Origin of the sequence: Methylorubrum sp. B1-46 (assembly GCF_021117295.1) — a bacterium.
GTDB lineage: Bacteria > Pseudomonadota > Alphaproteobacteria > Rhizobiales > Beijerinckiaceae > Methylobacterium.
In genome coordinates, this window is record NZ_CP088247.1 from 584,468 (window position 1) to 602,978 (window position 18,511).

General features: G+C 68.3%; 13 protein-coding genes. 10 read left to right on the forward strand and 3 right to left on the reverse strand.

Annotation, left to right across the window (positions count from 1 at the left end; all coding sequences use genetic code 11):
- Positions 1-63 precede the first annotated feature (63 nt).
- Entirely contained in the window at positions 64-393 is a 330-nt protein-coding gene (locus LPC10_RS02845) for a hypothetical protein (protein WP_108938581.1), read from the reverse strand.
- 288 nt (positions 394-681) lie between these two features.
- On the opposite strand from LPC10_RS02845, the gene fabD reads away from it, so the two are divergent.
- The 5 genes from fabD to mltG all read left to right on the forward strand — a co-directional run bounded on the left by fabD (position 682) and on the right by mltG (position 5,935).
- Positions 682-1,614, forward strand: coding sequence for an ACP S-malonyltransferase (fabD, locus tag LPC10_RS02850; protein WP_231345379.1), 933 nt, complete (start codon positions 682-684; stop codon positions 1,612-1,614).
- A 32-nt stretch (positions 1,615-1,646) separates the two neighbouring features.
- Positions 1,647-2,387, forward strand: coding sequence for a 3-oxoacyl-[acyl-carrier-protein] reductase (gene fabG / locus LPC10_RS02855; RefSeq protein WP_108938583.1), 741 nt, complete (start codon positions 1,647-1,649; stop codon positions 2,385-2,387).
- A 260-nt stretch (positions 2,388-2,647) separates the two neighbouring features.
- Positions 2,648-2,884: an acyl carrier protein gene (locus LPC10_RS02860; protein WP_003599981.1), complete on the forward strand. Its 237-nt coding sequence runs from the start codon at positions 2,648-2,650 to the stop codon at positions 2,882-2,884.
- Between the two features lie 124 nt (positions 2,885-3,008).
- Positions 3,009-4,271 carry a beta-ketoacyl-ACP synthase II gene (gene fabF / locus LPC10_RS02865; protein ID WP_133090781.1) on the forward strand — a complete coding sequence of 421 codons (1,263 nt, stop codon included), beginning with the start codon at positions 3,009-3,011 and terminating at the stop codon, positions 4,269-4,271.
- Between the two features lie 272 nt (positions 4,272-4,543).
- On the forward strand, positions 4,544-5,935 hold the full coding sequence (gene mltG / locus LPC10_RS02870) for an endolytic transglycosylase MltG (protein WP_231345380.1): 1,392 nt from the start codon (positions 4,544-4,546) through the stop codon (positions 5,933-5,935).
- A 22-nt stretch (positions 5,936-5,957) separates the two neighbouring features.
- On the opposite strand, the gene LPC10_RS02875 is transcribed toward mltG, so the two are convergent.
- Positions 5,958-6,698: an HAD family phosphatase gene (locus tag LPC10_RS02875; RefSeq protein ID WP_231345381.1), complete on the reverse strand. Its 741-nt coding sequence runs from the start codon at positions 6,696-6,698 to the stop codon at positions 5,958-5,960.
- Complete coding sequence (locus LPC10_RS02880; protein WP_231345382.1) at positions 6,682-9,069, reverse strand: glycoside hydrolase family 65 protein; 2,388 nt, start codon at positions 9,067-9,069, stop codon at positions 6,682-6,684. Before LPC10_RS02880 ends, LPC10_RS02875 begins: the two co-directional genes overlap by 17 nt.
- A 582-nt stretch (positions 9,070-9,651) precedes the next feature.
- Here LPC10_RS02880 and LPC10_RS02885 point away from each other — a divergent pair.
- The 5 genes from LPC10_RS02885 (at position 9,652) to LPC10_RS02905 (ending at position 18,418) form a co-directional block, all read left to right on the forward strand.
- Positions 9,652-10,854 (forward strand): acetate/propionate family kinase, encoded by a 1,203-nt coding sequence (locus LPC10_RS02885; RefSeq protein ID WP_231345383.1) that lies wholly within the window; start codon positions 9,652-9,654, stop codon positions 10,852-10,854.
- The gene (locus tag LPC10_RS02890; RefSeq protein ID WP_231345384.1) at positions 10,851-11,882 is read left to right on the forward strand and encodes an HlyD family secretion protein; all 1,032 of its coding nucleotides are present in this window, start codon (positions 10,851-10,853) and stop codon (positions 11,880-11,882) included. The genes LPC10_RS02885 and LPC10_RS02890 overlap by 4 nt, the downstream gene beginning before the upstream one ends.
- A 7-nt stretch (positions 11,883-11,889) precedes the next feature.
- Positions 11,890-14,658, forward strand: coding sequence for a ribosome-associated ATPase/putative transporter RbbA (gene rbbA / locus LPC10_RS02895; protein WP_231345385.1), 2,769 nt, complete (start codon positions 11,890-11,892; stop codon positions 14,656-14,658).
- 1 nt (position 14,659) lies between these two features.
- The gene (locus LPC10_RS02900; RefSeq protein ID WP_231345386.1) at positions 14,660-15,868 is read left to right on the forward strand and encodes an ABC transporter permease; all 1,209 of its coding nucleotides are present in this window, start codon (positions 14,660-14,662) and stop codon (positions 15,866-15,868) included.
- A gap of 126 nt (positions 15,869-15,994) precedes the next feature.
- Positions 15,995-18,418: a phosphoketolase gene (locus LPC10_RS02905; RefSeq protein WP_231345387.1), complete on the forward strand. Its 2,424-nt coding sequence runs from the start codon at positions 15,995-15,997 to the stop codon at positions 18,416-18,418.
- Positions 18,419-18,511 lie beyond the last annotated feature (93 nt).

Below are 18,511 nucleotides of genomic sequence, written 5' to 3' on the forward strand. Positions count from 1 at the left end.
GCGCAGCCGAATGACGGACGTTATCCGACGTTCCGAGCGCGGCCGGCGAACCAAACAGCGACGTCAGAGAACCATTCCGCGGGCGTCCGCCTCCCGTTCGACTGCATCCAGCAGGGCGCGGGACGCGATCAGACGGCGGTCGATCATCGGATCGGTGAGCCGGTCGATCCAGAGCGGCCAGGTCTCCCGCGCCTCCTGGGTGCGGCCTTCGAGATCCCTGCGGACGACTCGCAGATAGGGAATCCCGCGGGGGCCGAGCCGGTCGAGGGTGCGGCACAGGTCGCGGCGGAACTCCTGCGAGATCCGGGCGAGTCCGGCATGGGCGGATTCGTAGGCGCCGATCAGGGCGTGGGCATGCCCGACCGCCTCCTGGGGAAACGTCGTACGGAACATGGCAGGTGTCTCGCGAGGGACTACCCGATCAATGCACGGAATCGTTCCGGGTTCTGCCGGCGGCTCCGGTAATCTCCGGTCCAGCTTGGCTTTTTTCCGGTCTGATCTTGTGCATCGCATTGTTGACACTCGCCGCACGTGATGCGACTGCGCCGCACCTTAAACAGGGTCTCCAGGCGATCCCGGTCAGCGGCAGTCCATCTCGTGGCTGCAGGCGTGCGGCGTGACGGCGGGCCGACCCCGATTGCGCCGGGGCACCCGTCCCGGTGCTCAAGGCGACGGGACGTCATGACGCGAGCCTTCATCTTTCCGGGACAGGGCAGCCAAGCGGTCGGCATGGGCAAGACGCTGAGCGAGGCGTCACCGGCGGCCCGGCAGGTCTTCGAGGAGGTCGATACGGCGCTCGGCCAGAACCTGTCGCGGCTGATGTTCGAGGGCCCATCGGAAGAACTGACGCTGACCGCCAACGCGCAGCCGGCGCTGATGGCGGCGAGCCTCGCGGTGCTGCGCACCCTGGAGGCTGAGCGCGGACTCGATCTGGCGCGCGACGCGGCTTTCGTGGCCGGCCACTCGCTCGGCGAGTACTCGGCGCTGGCTGCCGCCGGCACCTTCACGATCTCCGACACCGCCCGCCTGCTGCGCATCCGCGGCGAGGCGATGCAGCGGGCGGTCGCGCCCGGCATCGGTGCGATGGCCGCTCTGCTCGGGCCTGACCTCGCGACTGCGCGCGACATCGCGGAAGAGGCAGCGCAGGGCATGGTCTGCGATGTCGCCAACGACAACGGCGCCGGTCAGGTCGTCCTTTCCGGTCACCGGGAGGCCGTCGAACGGGCGATGGCGCTGGCTCAGGGGCGCGGCGTGCGCCGGGCCGTGCTTCTCAACGTCTCCGCTCCGTTCCACTGCGCCCTGATGGCGCCGGCGGCCGAAGCGATGCGCCGGGCGCTGGCCGAGGTGGCGATGAAGGCGCCCATCGTGCCGGTCTATGCCAACGTCACCGCCGGCCCGCTCACCGAGCCGGACGCGATCCGCGACGCGCTGGTAACCCAGGTCACAGGGACCGTGCGCTGGGCCGAGAGCGTCGCCGCCATGGCCGAGGCCGGCGTCGACCGCTTCCACGAACTCGGCGCGGGCAAGGTTCTGACCGGGCTCGTCAAGCGGATCGCGCCGGGCGCTTCTGCAGGCGCCGTCGGCACGCCCGACGACGTCGCCGCCTACGCCTGACCCCTTTTTCCCGATCGAGAAGAGCCGACACCATGTTCGACCTCACCGGCCGCAAGGCCCTCGTCACCGGCGCGACCGGCGGGCTCGGCGGGGCGATCGCCCGGGCGCTGCACGCGCAGGGCGCGCATGTCGCGCTGTCCGGTACCCGCCGCGCGGTGCTCGACGAGCTGGCAGCCGAACTCGGCGGCGAGCGTGTCGCGGTGGTCGAGGCCAACCTCGCCGACAAGGCCGCAGTCGAAGCGCTCCTGCCGGCGGCCGAATCAGCGCTCGGCGGTCTCGACATCCTGATCAACAATGCCGGCATCACCCGCGACAACCTCTTCATGCGGATGAAGGACGAGGAGTGGGAAGCGGTTCTCGACGTCAACCTCACCGCCGCCTTCCGCCTGTCGCGCGCCGCGCTCCGAGGCATGATGAAGCGCCGCTATGGCCGCATCATCGGCATCAGCTCGGTGGTCGGCGCCACCGGCAATCCGGGACAGGGCAACTATGCGGCGGCCAAGGCCGGCCTCGTCGGCATGACCAAGGCGCTGGCGGCGGAGGTCGCGACGCGCGGCATCACCGTGAACTGCATCGCGCCGGGCTTCATCGCCTCGGCGATGACCGATGCGCTGAACGAGAAGCAGCGCGAGACGATTCTGACCCGCGTCCCCGCGGGCCGGCTCGGCACCGGCGCCGAGATCGGCGCGGCGGCGGTTTATCTTGCTTCGGAGGAAGCGGGTTACGTGACGGGGCAAACGCTGCACGTCAATGGCGGCATGGCGATGTATTGAGACTATCCACAAAGGGGTGTTCTGGCCGGAAAACCACGGCCATGAATGCTTTCTGAACCGCCCCTCGCCAGAGCGGAAACCCTGTGTTAACACCCGGCTCAGCCGTGCAGGGGAGTTGACGGTTCAGCGGGTTGCGGCTTTTCCAAACCACGCGCGATCGAACACCGGCCGTCCCAAAAACCCCCGAAGCGGGAAGGCGGCCACGGCGCTTTCGTCAGAAGCACACACCATCACGATCGAAAAGACGAGGACCAACAACGATGAGCGATATCGCCGAGCGCGTGAAGAAGATCGTCGTCGAGCATCTGGGCGTCGAGCCTGAGAAGGTCACCGAGGCCTCCAACTTCATCGACGATCTCGGCGCCGACAGCCTCGACACCGTCGAGCTGGTGATGGCGTTCGAGGAGGAGTTCAACGTCGAGATTCCGGACGACGCGGCCGAGACCATCCAGACCGTCGGCGACGCGATCAAGTTCCTGGAGAAGAACTCCGCCTAAGGCGGTGTCCTCACGCGGGCGGGGTCGACAAGACCCCGCGCGCCACCATGTTTCGAAGAACCGTCGTCCGTCGGGACGAACCATGAAGTCCCTTGCGGACTGAGCGGATCATTGGGATCAGGCAATGCGTCGGGTGGTGATCACGGGTCTGGGGATGGTGTCGCCGCTGGGCGGCAACGTCGAGCATACCTGGAGCCGCCTCATCGCCGGTGACAGCGGTGCCTCCGCGGTCACTGCCTTCCAGACCGACGATCTCGCCTGCCGGATCGCCTGCACGCTGCCCTTCGGCGACGGCTCCGACGGCACCTTCAACCCCGACCGGTGGATGGAGGTGAAGGAACAGCGCAAGGTCGACCCCTTCATCGTCTACGCCATGGCCGCCGCCGGCCAAGCGCTGGACGATGCCGACTGGCACCCGAAATCCGACGCGGACCAGGAGGCCACCGGCGTCCTGATCGGTTCGGGCATCGGCGGCATCGGCACGATCTACGACGCCTCCGTGACCCTCCACGAGAAGGGTCCGCGGCGCATCTCGCCCTTCTTCATTCCTGGGCGCATCATCAATCTCGCCTCGGGGCAGGTCTCGATCCAGCACGGGCTGAAGGGCCCGAATCACGCGGTCGTCACGGCCTGCTCCACCGGCGCGCACGCCATCGGCGACGCCTCGCGGCTGATCGCGCTGGGCGATGCCGACGTGATGGTGGCCGGCGGCACCGAGGCGCCGGTCAACCGGCTGTCGCTGGCGGGTTTTGCGGCCTGCCGCGCGCTCTCCACGGGCTTCAACGACGATCCGACCAAGGCGTCCCGGCCCTACGACCGCGACCGTGACGGCTTCGTGATGGGCGAGGGGGCCGGCATCGTCGTGCTCGAGGAGTACGAGCACGCCAAGGCGCGCGGCGCCAAGATCTACGCCGAGGTGATCGGCTACGGCCTGTCGGGAGACGCCTACCACATCACCTCGCCCGCTCCGGACGGCGACGGCGGCTACCGCTGCATGAAGGCGGCGGTGAAGCGGGCCGGGATCGACCCGTCCGAGATCGACTACATCAACGCCCACGGCACCTCGACCCCGCTCGGCGACGAGCTGGAACTCAAGGCTGTCGAGCGCCTGCTCGGCGACGCCGCCTCCAAGGCGTCGATGTCCTCGACCAAGTCGGCGATCGGCCACCTGCTCGGCGCGGCCGGCGCCGTCGAGGCGATCTTCTCCGTGCTGGCGATTCGCGATGGGGTGATGCCGCCGACGCTGAACCTCGACAACCCGTCGGTCGAGACCGCGATCGACCTCATCCCGCACGAGGCCAAGCGCAAGCGCGTCGATACGGTCCTCTCGAACTCCTTCGGCTTCGGCGGCACCAATGCCTCGCTGCTGATGCGCAGGGTCGCCTAAAGCATCGTCCCGAAAGGCGGCCTGCACCTTTCGGGACACAACGGTGCGCAGTAGAGGCCCGATCCTCCGCCGACCGCGGGCGATGTGTGGCGTCCCGGTCGCAGGCAACGCCATTTCGCCACAAAACAGCTTAGACTGCCTCGCGGAGTGCCTGGCTCGCCACCGGGCCAGGACTTTGTGAGAGACGCTCAAGGTTCCGCCCGTCAAACGCGCGACGAGCGGAACACGGTGCCTTGAGCGGGGCACCGCACAGGGCCACAGCAGGATTCCGGATGTTTCGCAGACGACAAGATCCGCCGTCTCCGCCGCCCGCCTCCGAGGAGCCGTCGCTGCCGAACCGGCCGTCGCCGCGCAGCCCGAGCGAGGCGATCAAGCCCACCGTCGCCCCTCCCCCGCCCGAGAGACCCGAGCGCCGCCGCGGCGGCCTGCTCGCCACCATCAGCGGGTTCCTGACACTCGGCGTCGTGCTGGCGCTCGGCGCCCTGATCGGTCTCACCCTGATCAACCGGCAGGCCTCCGAGCCGGGTCCGCTCGCCGCCGACAAGGTCGTGGTGATCCCGAGCCGCAGCGGCACCTCGGAGATCGCCAGCATCCTCGCCCGCGAGGGCGTGATCGAGCATCCGAGCCTGTTCGAGATGTCCGCCCGCTTCGGCGGCAAGGGACCGCTCAAGCACGGCGAGTACATGTTCAAGGCCCATGCCAGCGTGAAGGACACGATCGAGACGCTGACCAACGGGCGTCAGGTCCAGCACGCGATCACCTTCCCTGAGGGCCTCACCTCCGAGCAGATCGTCGCCCGGCTCAACGACAACGACGTGCTCTCCGGCGAAATCGCTGAGACGCCGCCGGAAGGCTCGCTCCTGCCCGATACCTACAAGTTTGAGCGCGGCGCCACGCGCCAGCAGATCGTCAACCTGATGCGCGCCAAGCAGCGCGAGGTGCTGAATCAGATCTGGCAGCGCCGCAGCGCCGATGTACCGGTGAAGACGCCGGCCGAGATGGTGACGCTGGCCTCCATCGTCGAGAAGGAGACCGGCCGCGCCGACGAGCGGCCGCGGGTGGCGGGCGTGTTCGTCAACCGCCTGCAGAAGCGGATGAAGCTGCAATCCGACCCCACCATCGTCTACGGCCTCGTCGGCGGGCGCGGCACCCTCGGGCGTGGCATCCTGCGCTCTGAGATCGAGCGGGCGACCCCCTACAACACCTACGTGATCGAGGGCCTTCCCCCGGGTCCGATCGCCAATCCGGGCCGAGCGGCCCTGGAGGCGGTCGCCAATCCCTCGCGCACGAAGGACCTCTACTTCGTCGCCGACGGCACCGGCGGCCACGCCTTCGCCGACTCCCTGGAGGGTCACCAGCGCAACGTGACCCGCTGGCGCCAGGTGGAGCGCTCCCGCCAGCAGTCGCAGCAGGCCGATCCCACGGCCGTCGACAAGGTCGATCCGAACACCGCCGAGCCGAATGCCGGCCAGCCGGGCGCGATCCCCGGTCGCTCCTCGGCCTACGCGCCGGGCTCGAACGCGGCGCTGGACGGCGGGGCGGCCGACGGCGGAGCGCGCCCGAAGGCCTTCGACGCCTCCGAAGGCACCCGTCTCGACCCCCTGCGCAACAAGACCTTCGATCTCGGCTCACCGAAGATGGTCCCGGCACTGCGCAACCCGTGACGTCGCCACGCCGCGATTCTCCTCAGGTGTGAGAGGGAACAGGCCGGGTGCGTAAGACGCCGCTCGGCAAGGCGCGCACATCGAGCGCATCGAGCGAGGTGAGGACGAGGTCGGCACCGGCTGCCCGCAATAGGGCCTCGTCGCCGAGCCGGGCGATGCCGAGCCCGGCCATGCCGCCGGCCTTCGCCGCCCGGATCCCCGCCGGCGCGTCCTCGACGACGAGGCATTGCCGGGGAGGCGTGCCCACGGCGGCGGCGGCGAGCAGGAACAGGGCCGGATCGGGCTTGCCGCGCGGCACCTCGCGCCCGCTCACATCGGCGTCGAACAGCGACAGCAGCGTGCGGCCCTCGGACAGGTTCACGCGGGCGAGCAGCGCGTCGGCGTTCTTCGAGGCCGAGGCGAGCACCGTGCGCAGCGGCAACTCCCGCAGCGCCTCGGCGAGACGGATCGCATCGGGAAACGCTTCGAAGCGGCCTTCCGCGATCAGCCGGTCGATCACCGCCTGCTTTTTCTGCGCGTAGGCAGCGGCCTCTGCCGCCGCCCCTGCACCGCCGAGACGCTCCAGCGTGGCTCGCGCGCCCTCCAGCCGCCGCTTGCCCGCGACATGGGCCTGATAGAAGGCCGTGGTGAAGCCGCTCGGGTCGGCGAAATCGGCCAGCGCCTCGCGCCAAGCCTGCTCGTGGGGCGAATCGACCAGCACGCCGTCAACGTCGAAGATCACCGCGCGCAGGGGCTCCGCCACGGCGTCAGGGCTTCGAGCCATGGTCCTCCCCGGCCGGCCGGCGGATCGTGCGCGTCATCGAGGGCTCCGCCGCCGACAGGCCGAGGCGCTCGCCCTCATGCCATAGGGTCAGTTCCTCGCCCTCCAGCAGGCTGTAGGTGGCCGCGTCGTGGTCGAGTTCGACGCGGATCGTCCGGCCGCGGATGCGGAGCGTGAAGCTCATCCGGCCCCAGGCCTCGGGCAGGCAGGGATGGAAGCCGATGCGTCCGCCCGAGTCGCGCAGCCCTGCGAAACCGTAGACCAGGGCGAGCCACGTGCCGCCGATCGCCGCGATGTGCGCGCCGTGCATCATGTTCCCGCCGATGTCGGACAGGTCCATCGCCACGGCGAAGTTGAAGTAGTGGATCGCTTTCTCGCGCAATCCGATCTCGTTGGCGACGATGCTCTGGATGCAGACGGAGAGCGACGAATCGTGCGTGGTCAGCGGATCGTAATATTCGAAATTCCGCCGCTTGGCCTCGTGCGAGAACTGCTCGCTCAGCAGGAACATGGCCAGCACCATGTCGGCCTGCTTGATCACCTGACACCGGTACAGGTTCAGCGGGTGGTAGTGCAGCAGCAGCGGGTAATGGTCGTCCGGCGTGGCCGCGAAGTCCCATCGTTCCAGATCGAGGAAGGCGTCGTCCTGTGGATGCACCTTCAGCCGCTCGTCGTAGGGCAGATACATGCGCTCCGCCGCCTGATCCCAATCCTCGGGCTCGTCAGGTTCGAGGCCGGTGCGACGCACGAGGCTCGCGAAGCTCTCGGGGTCGTCGCGCTCCAGCCTGCGCACGGTCGCGGCGGCGGTGCGCATGTTCTCCCGTGCCATCAGGTTCGTGTAGCAGTTGTTGTTGACGATCGCCGTATACTCGTCCGGCCCGGTCACCCCGTGGATGCAGAAGCGGCCGCCCATGCGGTCTGAGAAAAAGCCGAGGTCGCACCAGAGCCGGGCGGTCTCGACCAGGATCTCGGCGCCGTAGCGGCACAGGAAATCCTCATCACCGCTGACCTCGACGTAATGGCGCACGGCGAAGGCGATGTCGGCATTGATGTGATACTGCGCCGTTCCCGCCGCATAATAGGCGGAGGCCTCTCGTCCGTTGATCGTCCGCCACGGAAACATCGCGCCGCGATGCCCGAGTTCGCGGGCCCGGTCGCGGGCGCTGTCGAGCATGTCGTAGCGGACCTTGAGCAGGCTGCGCGCCATCGGCGGGTTGGTGTAGATCAGGAACGGCAGGACGTAGATCTCGGTGTCCCAGAAGTAATGGCCCTCGTAGGTCCGCCCGGTCAGGCCGCGGGCGGGGATGCCGTGTCCCTCCGCCCGCTCCGACGCCTGCATCAACTGGAACAGATTCCAGCGGATCGCCTGCTGCAATCTCGGGTTTTCGGCGTCCACCCTCACGTCGGCGCGCTGCCAGAAGCGGTCGACATCCGCCTCCTGGCGCGCGCGGATCGATGCGAAGCCGCGCTCCACCGCACGGTCGAGCGTCCAGGCCACCCGGGAGCGGATCGGTTCGGGCGCCGTGTCGCCGGCATAGTGGTAGCTCAGGTATTTGTGGATGCGGATCGTCTGGCCGGGTGCGAGGGTGGCGCGGACGACGACACGGGCGAGATCGTCGTCGCAGCTCGTCTGCGCGGCGAACGGCCCGTCGGCGGCGATGATGTGATCCATGCCGCAGCCGAGCACCAGTCCGGAACTTCCGGTGCGATAGCTGAGGATCGCGCGCAGAGCCGCGGCCCGGACCCCGGCCGGGTGTAGGACGCGGCCGACGAACCCCTCCGCCAAGCGCGGATCGCTGGTATCGGCGGCGAGCGGCTGGTCGTTCCGCAACTCGGAGGCGATCACCACCTCCGCCTCCGCGCCCTCGATCGTCAACGCGTATTCGAGCGCGGCGAGATGACGGTGCGCAAGGGAAACGAGGCGGAGCGTGCGCAGGCGCAGGCGCTTGCCCGAGGGCGTCATCCAGGCCACGTCCCGGTTCAGGGTTCCGGTCCGGAAATCGAGGATGCGCCGATAGGAGAGGATCTCGGCCTCCGCCAGGACGAAGGGCTCGTCGTCGACGGAGAGTGACATGACCGTCCCGTCGGGACAGTTCAGGATGCTCTGACCGACGGTGGGAAAGCCGTAGGCGCGCTCGCCGTACGAGATCGGGCGGTGCTCGTAGAAGCCGTTGAGATAGGTCCCCGCCTCGTGGACCGGTGTTCCCTCGTCGGCGATCCCGCGCATTCCGAGATAGCCGTTCGACAGGGCGAACATCGTCTCCGCCTGCCCGGCGAAGTCGCAGGTCAATTCGCGCACATAGCGGACGGCCTCGATCGCCCACGGGTTCGGGGGAAAGATATCGGTCGGCGGATTCAGGCGCGGGCGCAGCATCGATCGTCCGTTCGCTCCGTCTCGGGGGATGCCGGCCCGGCGGTCTCGTTGACGACAAAGGGCTGACACCCGTCCCCGAGCGCCGGCCTCCTGCTGTCCGCCCACGTGGACAGATCGGCACCGCCTTGGGGCCGAGGCCAAGCCGGCACTGCCTACGAGCATGCAACCTGAGCAGCGTCGATCCAGACGCCGCTCGCAATACCCGTGGGTCACGACCAATCATCTCATACAATCGACGCAACCATACGGTGTCAATAGCGGTTGAAGATCGAATAACCGAGCGACGTTGATCGCGATCGGTGATTATTCATCATTTGCTGTGAGATCATAATCCTAGATTTCTCTCAACAGCCCTCAAATTTTCTTCTGGGAGCCCACCGTCATCTGCCTCATCGCGGAAAATATTGGAATCATTGATCGGCTTCGATCGGCCCTCTCACGGCTGGCCGTGCCGGTGATCGACGGACGGAGCCGACCCGATGACGTTGCGCCTCACGCCGATCCCGAAAGCCGGCGGCCAGCTTGCGAAGCGACGCCCCGAACCCGAACGGACGAGATCGACGCCTCCGGCATGAGGCTGACATGAACGACAGCATCCTGGTCGTGAATGCCGGCAGTTCGTCGATCAAGTTCAAGCTGTACCGCATCGACGGTGCGGACCCGGTTCCCCTCCTGGGCGGCGGGATGAGCGGCATCGGCGGCACGCCTCTGCTGACGGTGAAGGACGGAAGCGGTGCCGTCCTGGAAGAGCGCCGCTTCACGCCCGGCGACGTACCAGACGCCTCGGCCGCGCAGCACCACCTCGAAGATTGGTTCGCCCACCACCGCGGCGCCGAGTCGATCGTCGCGGTCGGGCACCGGGTGGTCCACGGCGGCCCGGACTTCGCGGAGCCGGTTCTGATCGACGACGCGGTGCTGCGCAGGCTCGAAAGCTTCATCCCGCTGGCGCCGCTGCACCAGCTCGGCAATCTCGATCCGATCCGGGTACTGCGGCAGCGCCGGCCCGACCTGCCGCAGGTTGCCTGCTTCGACACCGCCTTCCATCGCGGCCATCCGGAGCTGTCCGACCGCTTCGCCGTGCCCCGCTTCCTCCATGACGAGGGCGTCCGGCGCTACGGCTTTCACGGCCTGTCCTACGAGTACGTCGCCGGGCGCCTGCGGGATCTGGCACCCGAGACGGCGCAGGGGCGCGTGGTGGTCGCCCATCTCGGCTCCGGCGCCTCGCTCTGCGCCCTGGAGGGGGGAAGGAGCGCGGAGACCACCATGAGCTTCACAGCCCTGGACGGCGTGCCCATGGGCACCCGCTGCGGTGCGCTCGATCCCGGCGCCGTGCTGCACCTCATCGAGCACAAGGGCATGACCCCGGCCGAGGTCGGGCACATGCTCTACCACGAGAGCGGCTTGCTCGGACTGTCGGGCCTCAGCAGCGACGTGCGGACCCTGCTGGCGAGCGACCGGCCGGAAGCCGCCATGGCCGTCGCCTTCTTCTGCCGGCGGGTGGCGCAGGCGGCGGCATCGCTCGCCGTGACGCTCGGCGGCCTCGACGCCTTCGTCTTCACCGCCGGGATCGGAGAAAACGCGCCCGAGATCCGACAACGCATCGTCGCCGAATTGGGCTGGGCCGGTTTGATCCTGAGCAATGACGCCAACCGCTCCGGCATCGCAAGACTCGATGCGGCGGGCAGCCGGGCGCAGATCTGGATCATCCCGACCGACGAGGAGCGCATGATCGCGAGACACACGCTGCGCTTGCTGGGCCGCGCCGCGCCGGGAGCGACGGCATGAGGCAGACGACGCCGGGCCTGCGAATGTGCGGTGCCTTTCTCGCGATCGGAATCGCCGCCGGTCTCATCGTGGCCGTCCCCCCGCCGGCCGAGGCGCAATCGCGCCTGAAAGAGCTCATCGACAGGCTGCGCGGCCAGAAGATGCCTGAGGGCATCGCCAAATCGAACGGACGCATCGAGGCGACGCAGGTCGACGTCGCGGCGAAATATGCCGGCCGCATCGCCAGGCTGCTCGTCAAGGAAGGCGACGAGGTGAGCGCGGGCCAGGTGGTCGCAACGATCTCCTCACCCGAGACCGAGGCGCAGTTGCGCGGCGCCCAGGCTCAGGTGTTGCGGGCCAAGAAGAGCCTCGCGGAAGCGGTCGCCCTGATCGCCCAGCGCACCAGCGACCTCACTTTCGCCGACGCCGACTACAACCGCGGCAAGGAACTCGTCGGCAAGGGTTATCTCACCAAGCAGATCTTCGACCAGCGCAAGGCCAAGGCGGATGCGGCGAAGGCCGGGCTCGAGGCCGCCAAGGCGCAGGAGGAGCAGGCCAAGTTCGCCGTGAAGAGCGCCGAGGCCGATGTCGAGCGGCTGCAGGCGGTTCTCGTCGATCTCGTGCTGCGGGCGCCCCGCGACGGGCGGGTGCAGTACCGGCTGGCGCGGGAGGGCGAGGTGGTCGGCGCAGGCACCCGCATCCTGACCCTGCTCGACCTCGCCGACGTCTACATGACGATCTACCTGCCGGCCGCGCAGGCCGGGCCGCTGGCGCTCAACGACGATGCCCGGATCATCCTCGATCCGATCCCCCAATACGTGATCCCGGCGACGATCAGCTTCGTCGCCGCCGAGGCGCAGTTCACGCCCAAGAGCGTCGAGACCGAGGAGGAGCGCGAGAAGCTGACCTTTCGAATCAAGCTCCAGATCGATCCCAAGATCCTGAAGAAATACCATCGTCGGGTGAAGACGGGCGTACGCGGCATGGGCTTCGTCCGCACCGAGGCCGATGCGAAATGGCCGCCCGACCTCGCCGTGAAGCTGCCGTGAGGCCGGCATGAGCGACGCGGCCGTCATCGCCCGGCTGGAGCACGTCTCGCATCGCTACGGCGGGACGCGCGCGCTCGACGACGTGTCGCTCGACCTTCCGGCGGGCCGCATGGTCGGCGTGATCGGGCCGGACGGCGTCGGCAAGTCGACCCTGCTCGCGCTCGTCGCCGGCGTGCGCCGAATCCAGACCGGCCGCGTCATGGTGCTCGGCGGAGACATGGCGGAGCGCCGCCACCGCACGCGGGAGGCGGCGCGCATCGCCTACATGCCCCAAGGGCTCGGCCGCAATCTCTACCCGACGCTGAGCGTGTTCGAGAACATCGATTTCCACGGCCGCCTGTTCGGCCAGGGCGCCTCGGAGCGGCGGCGGCGCATCACCGACCTGCTCACCGCCACCGGCCTCGACCCGTTCGAGGACCGCCCGGCGGGCAAGCTGTCGGGCGGCATGAAGCAGAAGCTGAGTCTCTGCTGCGCCCTGATTCACGATCCCGACCTCCTAATCCTCGATGAGCCGACCACGGGTGTCGATCCGCTCTCGCGCGGACAGTTCTGGGAGCTGATCGGCTCGATCCGGGCCGGACGGCCCGGCATGAGCGTGATCGTCGCCACCGCCTACATGGACGAGGCCTCGCGCTTCGAGCGGCTGATCGCCATGGATGACGGCCACGTCATCGCCAGCGGAAGCCCCGCCGACCTGCTGGCCCGGACGGGCAAGCCCGACATGGAGGCGGCCTTCATCGCCCTCCTCCCGCCGGAGAAGCAGGCGCAGCACCGGCCCGTGGTGCTGAAGCCCCGGCCGCCTCGGCTCGACGCGGTGCCGGCAATCGAGGCAGAGCACCTGACGCGGCGCTTCGGCAGCTTCACCGCCGTCGACGACGTCAGCTTCCGCATCGCTCGCGGCGAGATTTTCGGCTTCCTCGGCTCCAACGGCTGCGGCAAGTCCACCACGATGAAGATGCTCACGGGCCTCCTGCCGGTCTCGGAAGGAAGCGCCAAGCTGTTCGGCCACCCCGTGGGCGACAACGACATGGAGACCCGGCGCAACGTCGGCTACATGTCCCAGGCCTTCTCGCTCTACAGCGAGCTGACGGTGCTGCAGAACCTCGAGCTGCACGCCCAGCTCTACCACCTGCCGCCGCAAGACCGCCCGGTGCGGATCAAGGAGCTGCTCGAGCGCTACGAACTCGAACCGGTCAAGAACGCGCGGCCCGACAGCCTTCCGCTCGGGATCAAGCAACGGCTCCAACTCGCGGTCGCCGTGCTACACCGGCCGGCGATGCTGATCCTCGACGAGCCGACTTCGGGCGTCGATCCCATCGCCCGCGACGCCTTCTGGCGCACGCTGATCGACCTCTCGCGCGACGAGGGCGTCACGATCTTCCTGTCCACCCACTTCATGAACGAGGCCGAGCGCTGCGACCGCATCTCGCTGATGCATGCCGGCCGGGTTCTGGCGGTGGGCACGCCGGCCGAGCTGGTGCGGGAGCGCGGCAGCACTTCGCTGGAACAATGCTTCATCGATTACTTGGCCGAGGCCGCCGGGCTCGACCCGAAGGCGGCGGAGAAGGCGGGGCTTGAGACGGCGGAAGAGGCGGCCGAACCGGACGCCCCGCCCTCCCCGGCGCCACCCCGCGCGGCCCCGCACCGCCACCGCTTCGATCCGCGGCGCCTCTGGGCCTATGCCCGGCGCGAAACGATGGAGCTGCTGCGCGATCCGATCCGCATCGCCTTCGCCTTCATCGGCCCGATGCTGCTGATGATCGCCTTCGGCTACGGCATCTCGTTCGACGTCGAGAACCTGCGCTTCTCGGCCTTCGACCAGGACAATAGCCCGGAAAGCCGTCAGCTCGTCGATGCCTTCACCAGCTCGCGCTATTTCAGCGAGCAGGCGCCGATCCGCTCCGCGACCGAACTCGACCGGCGCTTCCGCAACGGCAGCGTCCAGATCGCCGTGGAGATTCCGCCCCGCTTCGGCCGCGACCTCCAATCGGGCCGCGCGCCGGAGGTCGCCGTCTGGCTCGACGGGGCGATGCCGTTCCGGGCCGAGACCAGCCGCGGTTACGTCACGGGGCTCGCCAACCAGTACGCCCACCAGCTCGCCATCGAGCGCCTCGGCATCGACGCCTCGAAGACGGTGAGCGTCGAGACGCGCTTTCGCTACAATCAGGCCTTTCGCAGCGTCAACGCCATGGTGCCGAGCGTGATGATGCTGCTGCTCATCCTGATCCCGGCGATCATGTCGGCCATCGCAGTCGTGCGCGAGAAGGAGACGGGGTCGATCGCCAACTTCCGCTCGACGCCGGTGACCAAGTTCGAGTTCCTGCTCGGCAAGCAGCTTCCCTATATCGGCATCGCCATGATCAGCTTTGGCCTGCTGGTCCTCGTGGCGCTCTTCGTCTTCGACGTGCGGGTCAAAGGCTCATTCGCCGCGCTCTGCCTCGGAACGCTGTTCTACGTCTCGGCCACCACCGGCTTCGGGCAATTCATCTCGACTTTCATGAAGACCCAGGTCGCGGCGGTCTTCGCCACCGCGCTCCTGTCGATCATCCCGGCCGTCAATTTCTCGGGACTCCTCGTCCCGATCTCGTCGCTCTCGGGCAGTGCCCGGCTGATCGGGCTGTCGCTCCCGCCGGCTTGGTACCAGCCGGTGACCGCCGGCACCTTCACCAAGGGCCTGCCCTTTGCCGAACTCGATCGCAACATCCTCGTGCTGGCGGGCTTCGCGCTGCTGTTCCTGATCCTGTCGCAGCTCCTCCTGCGCAAGCAGGAGGCGTGAGATGGCGGGCCCCGTCCGCAACAGCGGCCCTTCCGAGCGCGTCGCCCCTGACCAAGCAGCCGCCGCCCCCGCGCCGCTGGGCTTCGGCACGCATGCCGCCAACGTGTTCCGCCTCATCGTCAAGGAGCTGCGCAGCATCCGCGCCGATCCGGTGATGCTGTTCCTCGTCGTCTACGCCTTCACCTTCGCCGTCCACTCGGTCGCCTCCGGCGCCTCGACCGAGGTGCGCAACCTGACCGTCGGCGTGGTGGACGAGGATCAGTCCGACCTCTCGCGGCAGATCGTCAGCGCGCTCAACCCGCCGCTGGTGAAGAGCGTCATCGCGCTAACTCCGGCCGAGATCGACCCCGCCATGGATACAGGCCGCCTCGTCTTCACGGTCGAGCTGCCGCCGCGCCTGCAGAAGGACGTGCTCGCCGGCCGTCCGGCCGAAGTCCAGCTCGGCGTCGATGCCACGGCGATGACCCAGGCCGGCAACGGCTCAGTCTACCTCCAGACCATCATCGCCCAGGAGGTCGCCCGCTTCGCCGCGCGCAGAGACCTCACCGACACCGCCCCGGTGCAGGTGGTGACGCGGGCGAAGTTCAACCCGAACCTCCAGACGAGCTGGTTCACCTCGGTGATGCAGGTGATCAACAACATCACGCTGCTCACCGTCATCCTCACCGGCGCCGCGCTGATCCGCGAGCGCGAGCAGGGCACGGTCGAGCACCTGCTGGTGATGCCGCTGGTGCCCGTCGAGATCATGCTCGCCAAGGTGATCGCCAACGGGCTCGTCATCCTCGTCGGCGCCGGTCTGTCCCTGGTCTTCGTCGTCGAGGGCTGGCTCGGCGTGCCGATCGCCGGCTCGATCCCGCTCTTCCTGTTCGGAGGCGGTCTCTACGCGCTGGCGGTGGCCGCACTCGGCATTCTGCTCGGCACCATCGCCAGCTCCATGGGCCAGTTCGGCCTGCTGGTCATCCCGATCCTGCTGCTGATGCAGCTGCTCTCGGGCAGCAGTACGCCGATGGAGAGCATGCCGTACTGGCTCCAGATCCTGGTGCAGATCGTGAGCCCGACGCCGCACTTCGTCGCGCTGGCCCAGGCCGTCCTCTACCGCGGCGCGGGCCTGTCCGTAGTCTGGCCGCAACTGCTCGCGCTCGCCGTTCTCGGCAGCGTCTACTTCGTTTTCGCCCTCGCCCGCTTCCGCCGCGTGATCTTCGGGGTCTGACCGACGACGCGCTATTCCCTTGTTTTTGCATCGTCTTTTACCGAAAGCCGGTGACCATCTTTCGGGACGATGCTCCAAGCCGCGCTCCGGTCACCCGGATGCGCCCCGCCAGCCAGGAGAAGCCCCGTGACCGAGCCCCAGACCGCGCAGCGACCGGCCCCGACGCTGGAGGCCGAGGAACTCGCCCTGATCGACCGCTACTGGCAGGCGGCGAACTACCTCTCCGTCGGCCAGATCTACCTGCTCGACAATCCGCTGCTGCGCGAGCCCTTGAAGCCGGAGCACATCAAGGCGCGGCTTCTCGGCCACTGGGGCACCACGCCGGGCCTCAACTTCATCTACGTCCACCTCAACCGGGTGATCAGAGCGCGCGACCTCGACGCGATCTACATCTGCGGTCCCGGCCATGGCGGGCCCGGCATCGTCGCCAACACCTATCTGGAGGGCACCTACAGCGAGATCTATCCGAACGTCTCGCAGGATGCGGACGGCATGCGCAAGCTGTTCCGGCAGTTCTCTTTCCCCGGCGGCATCCCGAGCCACGTCGCCCCCGAGACGCCGGGCTCGATCCACGAGGGCGGTGAACTCGGCTACGCCCTCGTCCATGCCTTCGGCGCCGTGTTCGACAACCCCGACCTGATCGCCGCTTGCGTCGTCGGCGACGGCGAGGCCGAGACCGGGCCGCTCGCCGCCTCGTGGCACTCCAACAAGTTCCTGAGCCCGGTCACCGACGGCGCAGTGCTGCCGATCCTGCATCTCAACGGCTACAAGATCGCCAACCCGACCGTGCTCGGCCGGATGCGCGACGACGAGCTGGAGGCGCTGTTCACCGGCTACGGCTACGAACCGTTCTTCGTCGAGGGCGACCAGCCCGAGCCGATGCACCGAGCCATGGCCGCGACGCTCGACCGCGCGGTGAGCCGCATCCGGGACATCCAGGCCGAGGCGCGTGGCGGCGGCATGGGCTTTCGCCGCCCGCGCTGGCCGATGATCGTGCTGCGCAGCCCCAAGGGCTGGACCGGGCCGAAGACCGTGGACGGCAAGCGGGTCGAGGGCTTCTGGCGCGCCCATCAGGTGCCGGTCGGCAACGCCCGCACCGATGACGGGCACCGCAAGATCCTCGAAGACTGGATGCGGAGCTACGCGCCCGAAACCCTGTTCGACGAAACCGGGCGCCTGCGCTCCGAGCTCGCGGCGCTGGCGCCCGAGGGCAAAAGGCGCATGAGCGCCAACCCGCACGCCAATGGCGGTCTCTTGCGCCGCGAATTGCGGCTCCCGCGCTGGCAGGATTTTGCGCTTGCGGTGCCACAGCCCGGCGCGGCTGTCGGCGAGGCGACCCGCACGCTCGGGCACTACCTGCGCGACGTGGTCCGCCTCAACGCCGAGGCGCGCAATTTCCGCATCATGGGCCCGGACGAGACCGCCTCGAACCGGCTCGACGCCGTGTTCGAGGCGACCGACCGGGTCTGGATCGAGAACATCGAGCCCTACGACGTCAGCCTCGCCCACGAGGGCCGCGTCATGGAGGTCTTGAGCGAGCATCTCTGCCAGGGCTGGCTCGAAGGCTACCTGCTCACCGGCCGCCACGGCTTCTTCTCCTGCTACGAGGCGTTCATCCACATCGTCGATTCGATGTTCAACCAGCACGCCAAGTGGCTGAAGGTGTCGCGCGAACTCGGCTGGCGGCGGCCGATCTCCTCACTCAACTACCTCCTGACCTCCCATGTCTGGCGGCAGGACCACAACGGCTTCAGCCACCAGGATCCCGGCTTCATCGACCTCGTCGCCAACAAGAAGTCGGACATCGTCCGGGTCTACCTGCCGCCGGACGCCAACACCCTGCTCTGGGTCGCCGACCACTGCCTGAAGACCTACGACCGCATCAACGTGATCGTGGCCGGCAAGCAGCCGCAGCCGCAATGGCTCGACGCGCACGCCGCCGGGCTGCATTGCGAGGCCGGCATCGGCATCTGGCACTGGGCCGGCACCGACGACAGCGGCCTCGAACCCGATGTCGTGATGGCCTGCGCCGGCGACGTGCCGACTCTCGAAACCCTCGCCGCCGTCGATCTGCTGAAGCAATCGGTGCCGGGCCTGCGCATCCGCGTCGTCAACGTGGTCGATCTGATGACGCTGCAATCGGACAGGGACCATCCGCACGGGCTCTCGGACGCCGCGTTCGACAGCCTGTTCACCCGCGATAAGCCGGTGATCTTCGCCTATCACGGCTACCCTTATCTCATTCACCGCCTCACCTACGCCCGTACCAACCACGCCAACATGCATGTGCGCGGCTTCATCGAAGAGGGCACCACGACGACGCCTTTCGACATGGTGGTGCTGAACGAACTCGACCGCTTCCACCTCGCCATCGCGGCGATCGACCGGGTGCCGGGGCTGGTCACGCGGGCGGCGCGGGCCAAGCAGGATTTTCGCGATCGCCTGACCGCGCACAAGCTCCACATCCGCGAGCACGGGGAGGACATGCCCGAGATCCAGGGCTGGAAGTGGCCCTACGAGACCCGCCGGGAGAGCGGGGCACCGCACTGAACGGGACGCCGGCCGCCGAGACACGGGCGGGCTTGCAGCGAAGCGCGATCCGGCGTCAATCGGGCTCCCGAAACCGGGACGGCCCCCAAGGCC

Bases quoted from the DNA above. Each gene is read 5' to 3' on its own strand.
- LPC10_RS02845 (WP_108938581.1), bottom strand. From the start codon at position 393: ATGTTCCGTACGACGTTTCCCCAGGAGGCGGTCGGGCATGCCCACGCC.
- fabD (WP_231345379.1), top strand. From the start codon at position 682: ATGACGCGAGCCTTCATCTTTCCGGGACAGGGCAGCCAAGCGGTCGGC.
- fabG (WP_108938583.1), top strand. From the start codon at position 1,647: ATGTTCGACCTCACCGGCCGCAAGGCCCTCGTCACCGGCGCGACCGGC.
- LPC10_RS02860 (WP_003599981.1), top strand. From the start codon at position 2,648: ATGAGCGATATCGCCGAGCGCGTGAAGAAGATCGTCGTCGAGCATCTG.
- fabF (WP_133090781.1), top strand. From the start codon at position 3,009: ATGCGTCGGGTGGTGATCACGGGTCTGGGGATGGTGTCGCCGCTGGGC.
- mltG (WP_231345380.1), top strand. From the start codon at position 4,544: ATGTTTCGCAGACGACAAGATCCGCCGTCTCCGCCGCCCGCCTCCGAG.
- LPC10_RS02875 (WP_231345381.1), bottom strand. From the start codon at position 6,698: ATGGCTCGAAGCCCTGACGCCGTGGCGGAGCCCCTGCGCGCGGTGATC.
- LPC10_RS02880 (WP_231345382.1), bottom strand. From the start codon at position 9,069: ATGCTGCGCCCGCGCCTGAATCCGCCGACCGATATCTTTCCCCCGAAC.
- LPC10_RS02885 (WP_231345383.1), top strand. From the start codon at position 9,652: ATGAACGACAGCATCCTGGTCGTGAATGCCGGCAGTTCGTCGATCAAG.
- LPC10_RS02890 (WP_231345384.1), top strand. From the start codon at position 10,851: ATGAGGCAGACGACGCCGGGCCTGCGAATGTGCGGTGCCTTTCTCGCG.
- rbbA (WP_231345385.1), top strand. From the start codon at position 11,890: ATGAGCGACGCGGCCGTCATCGCCCGGCTGGAGCACGTCTCGCATCGC.
- LPC10_RS02900 (WP_231345386.1), top strand. From the start codon at position 14,660: ATGGCGGGCCCCGTCCGCAACAGCGGCCCTTCCGAGCGCGTCGCCCCT.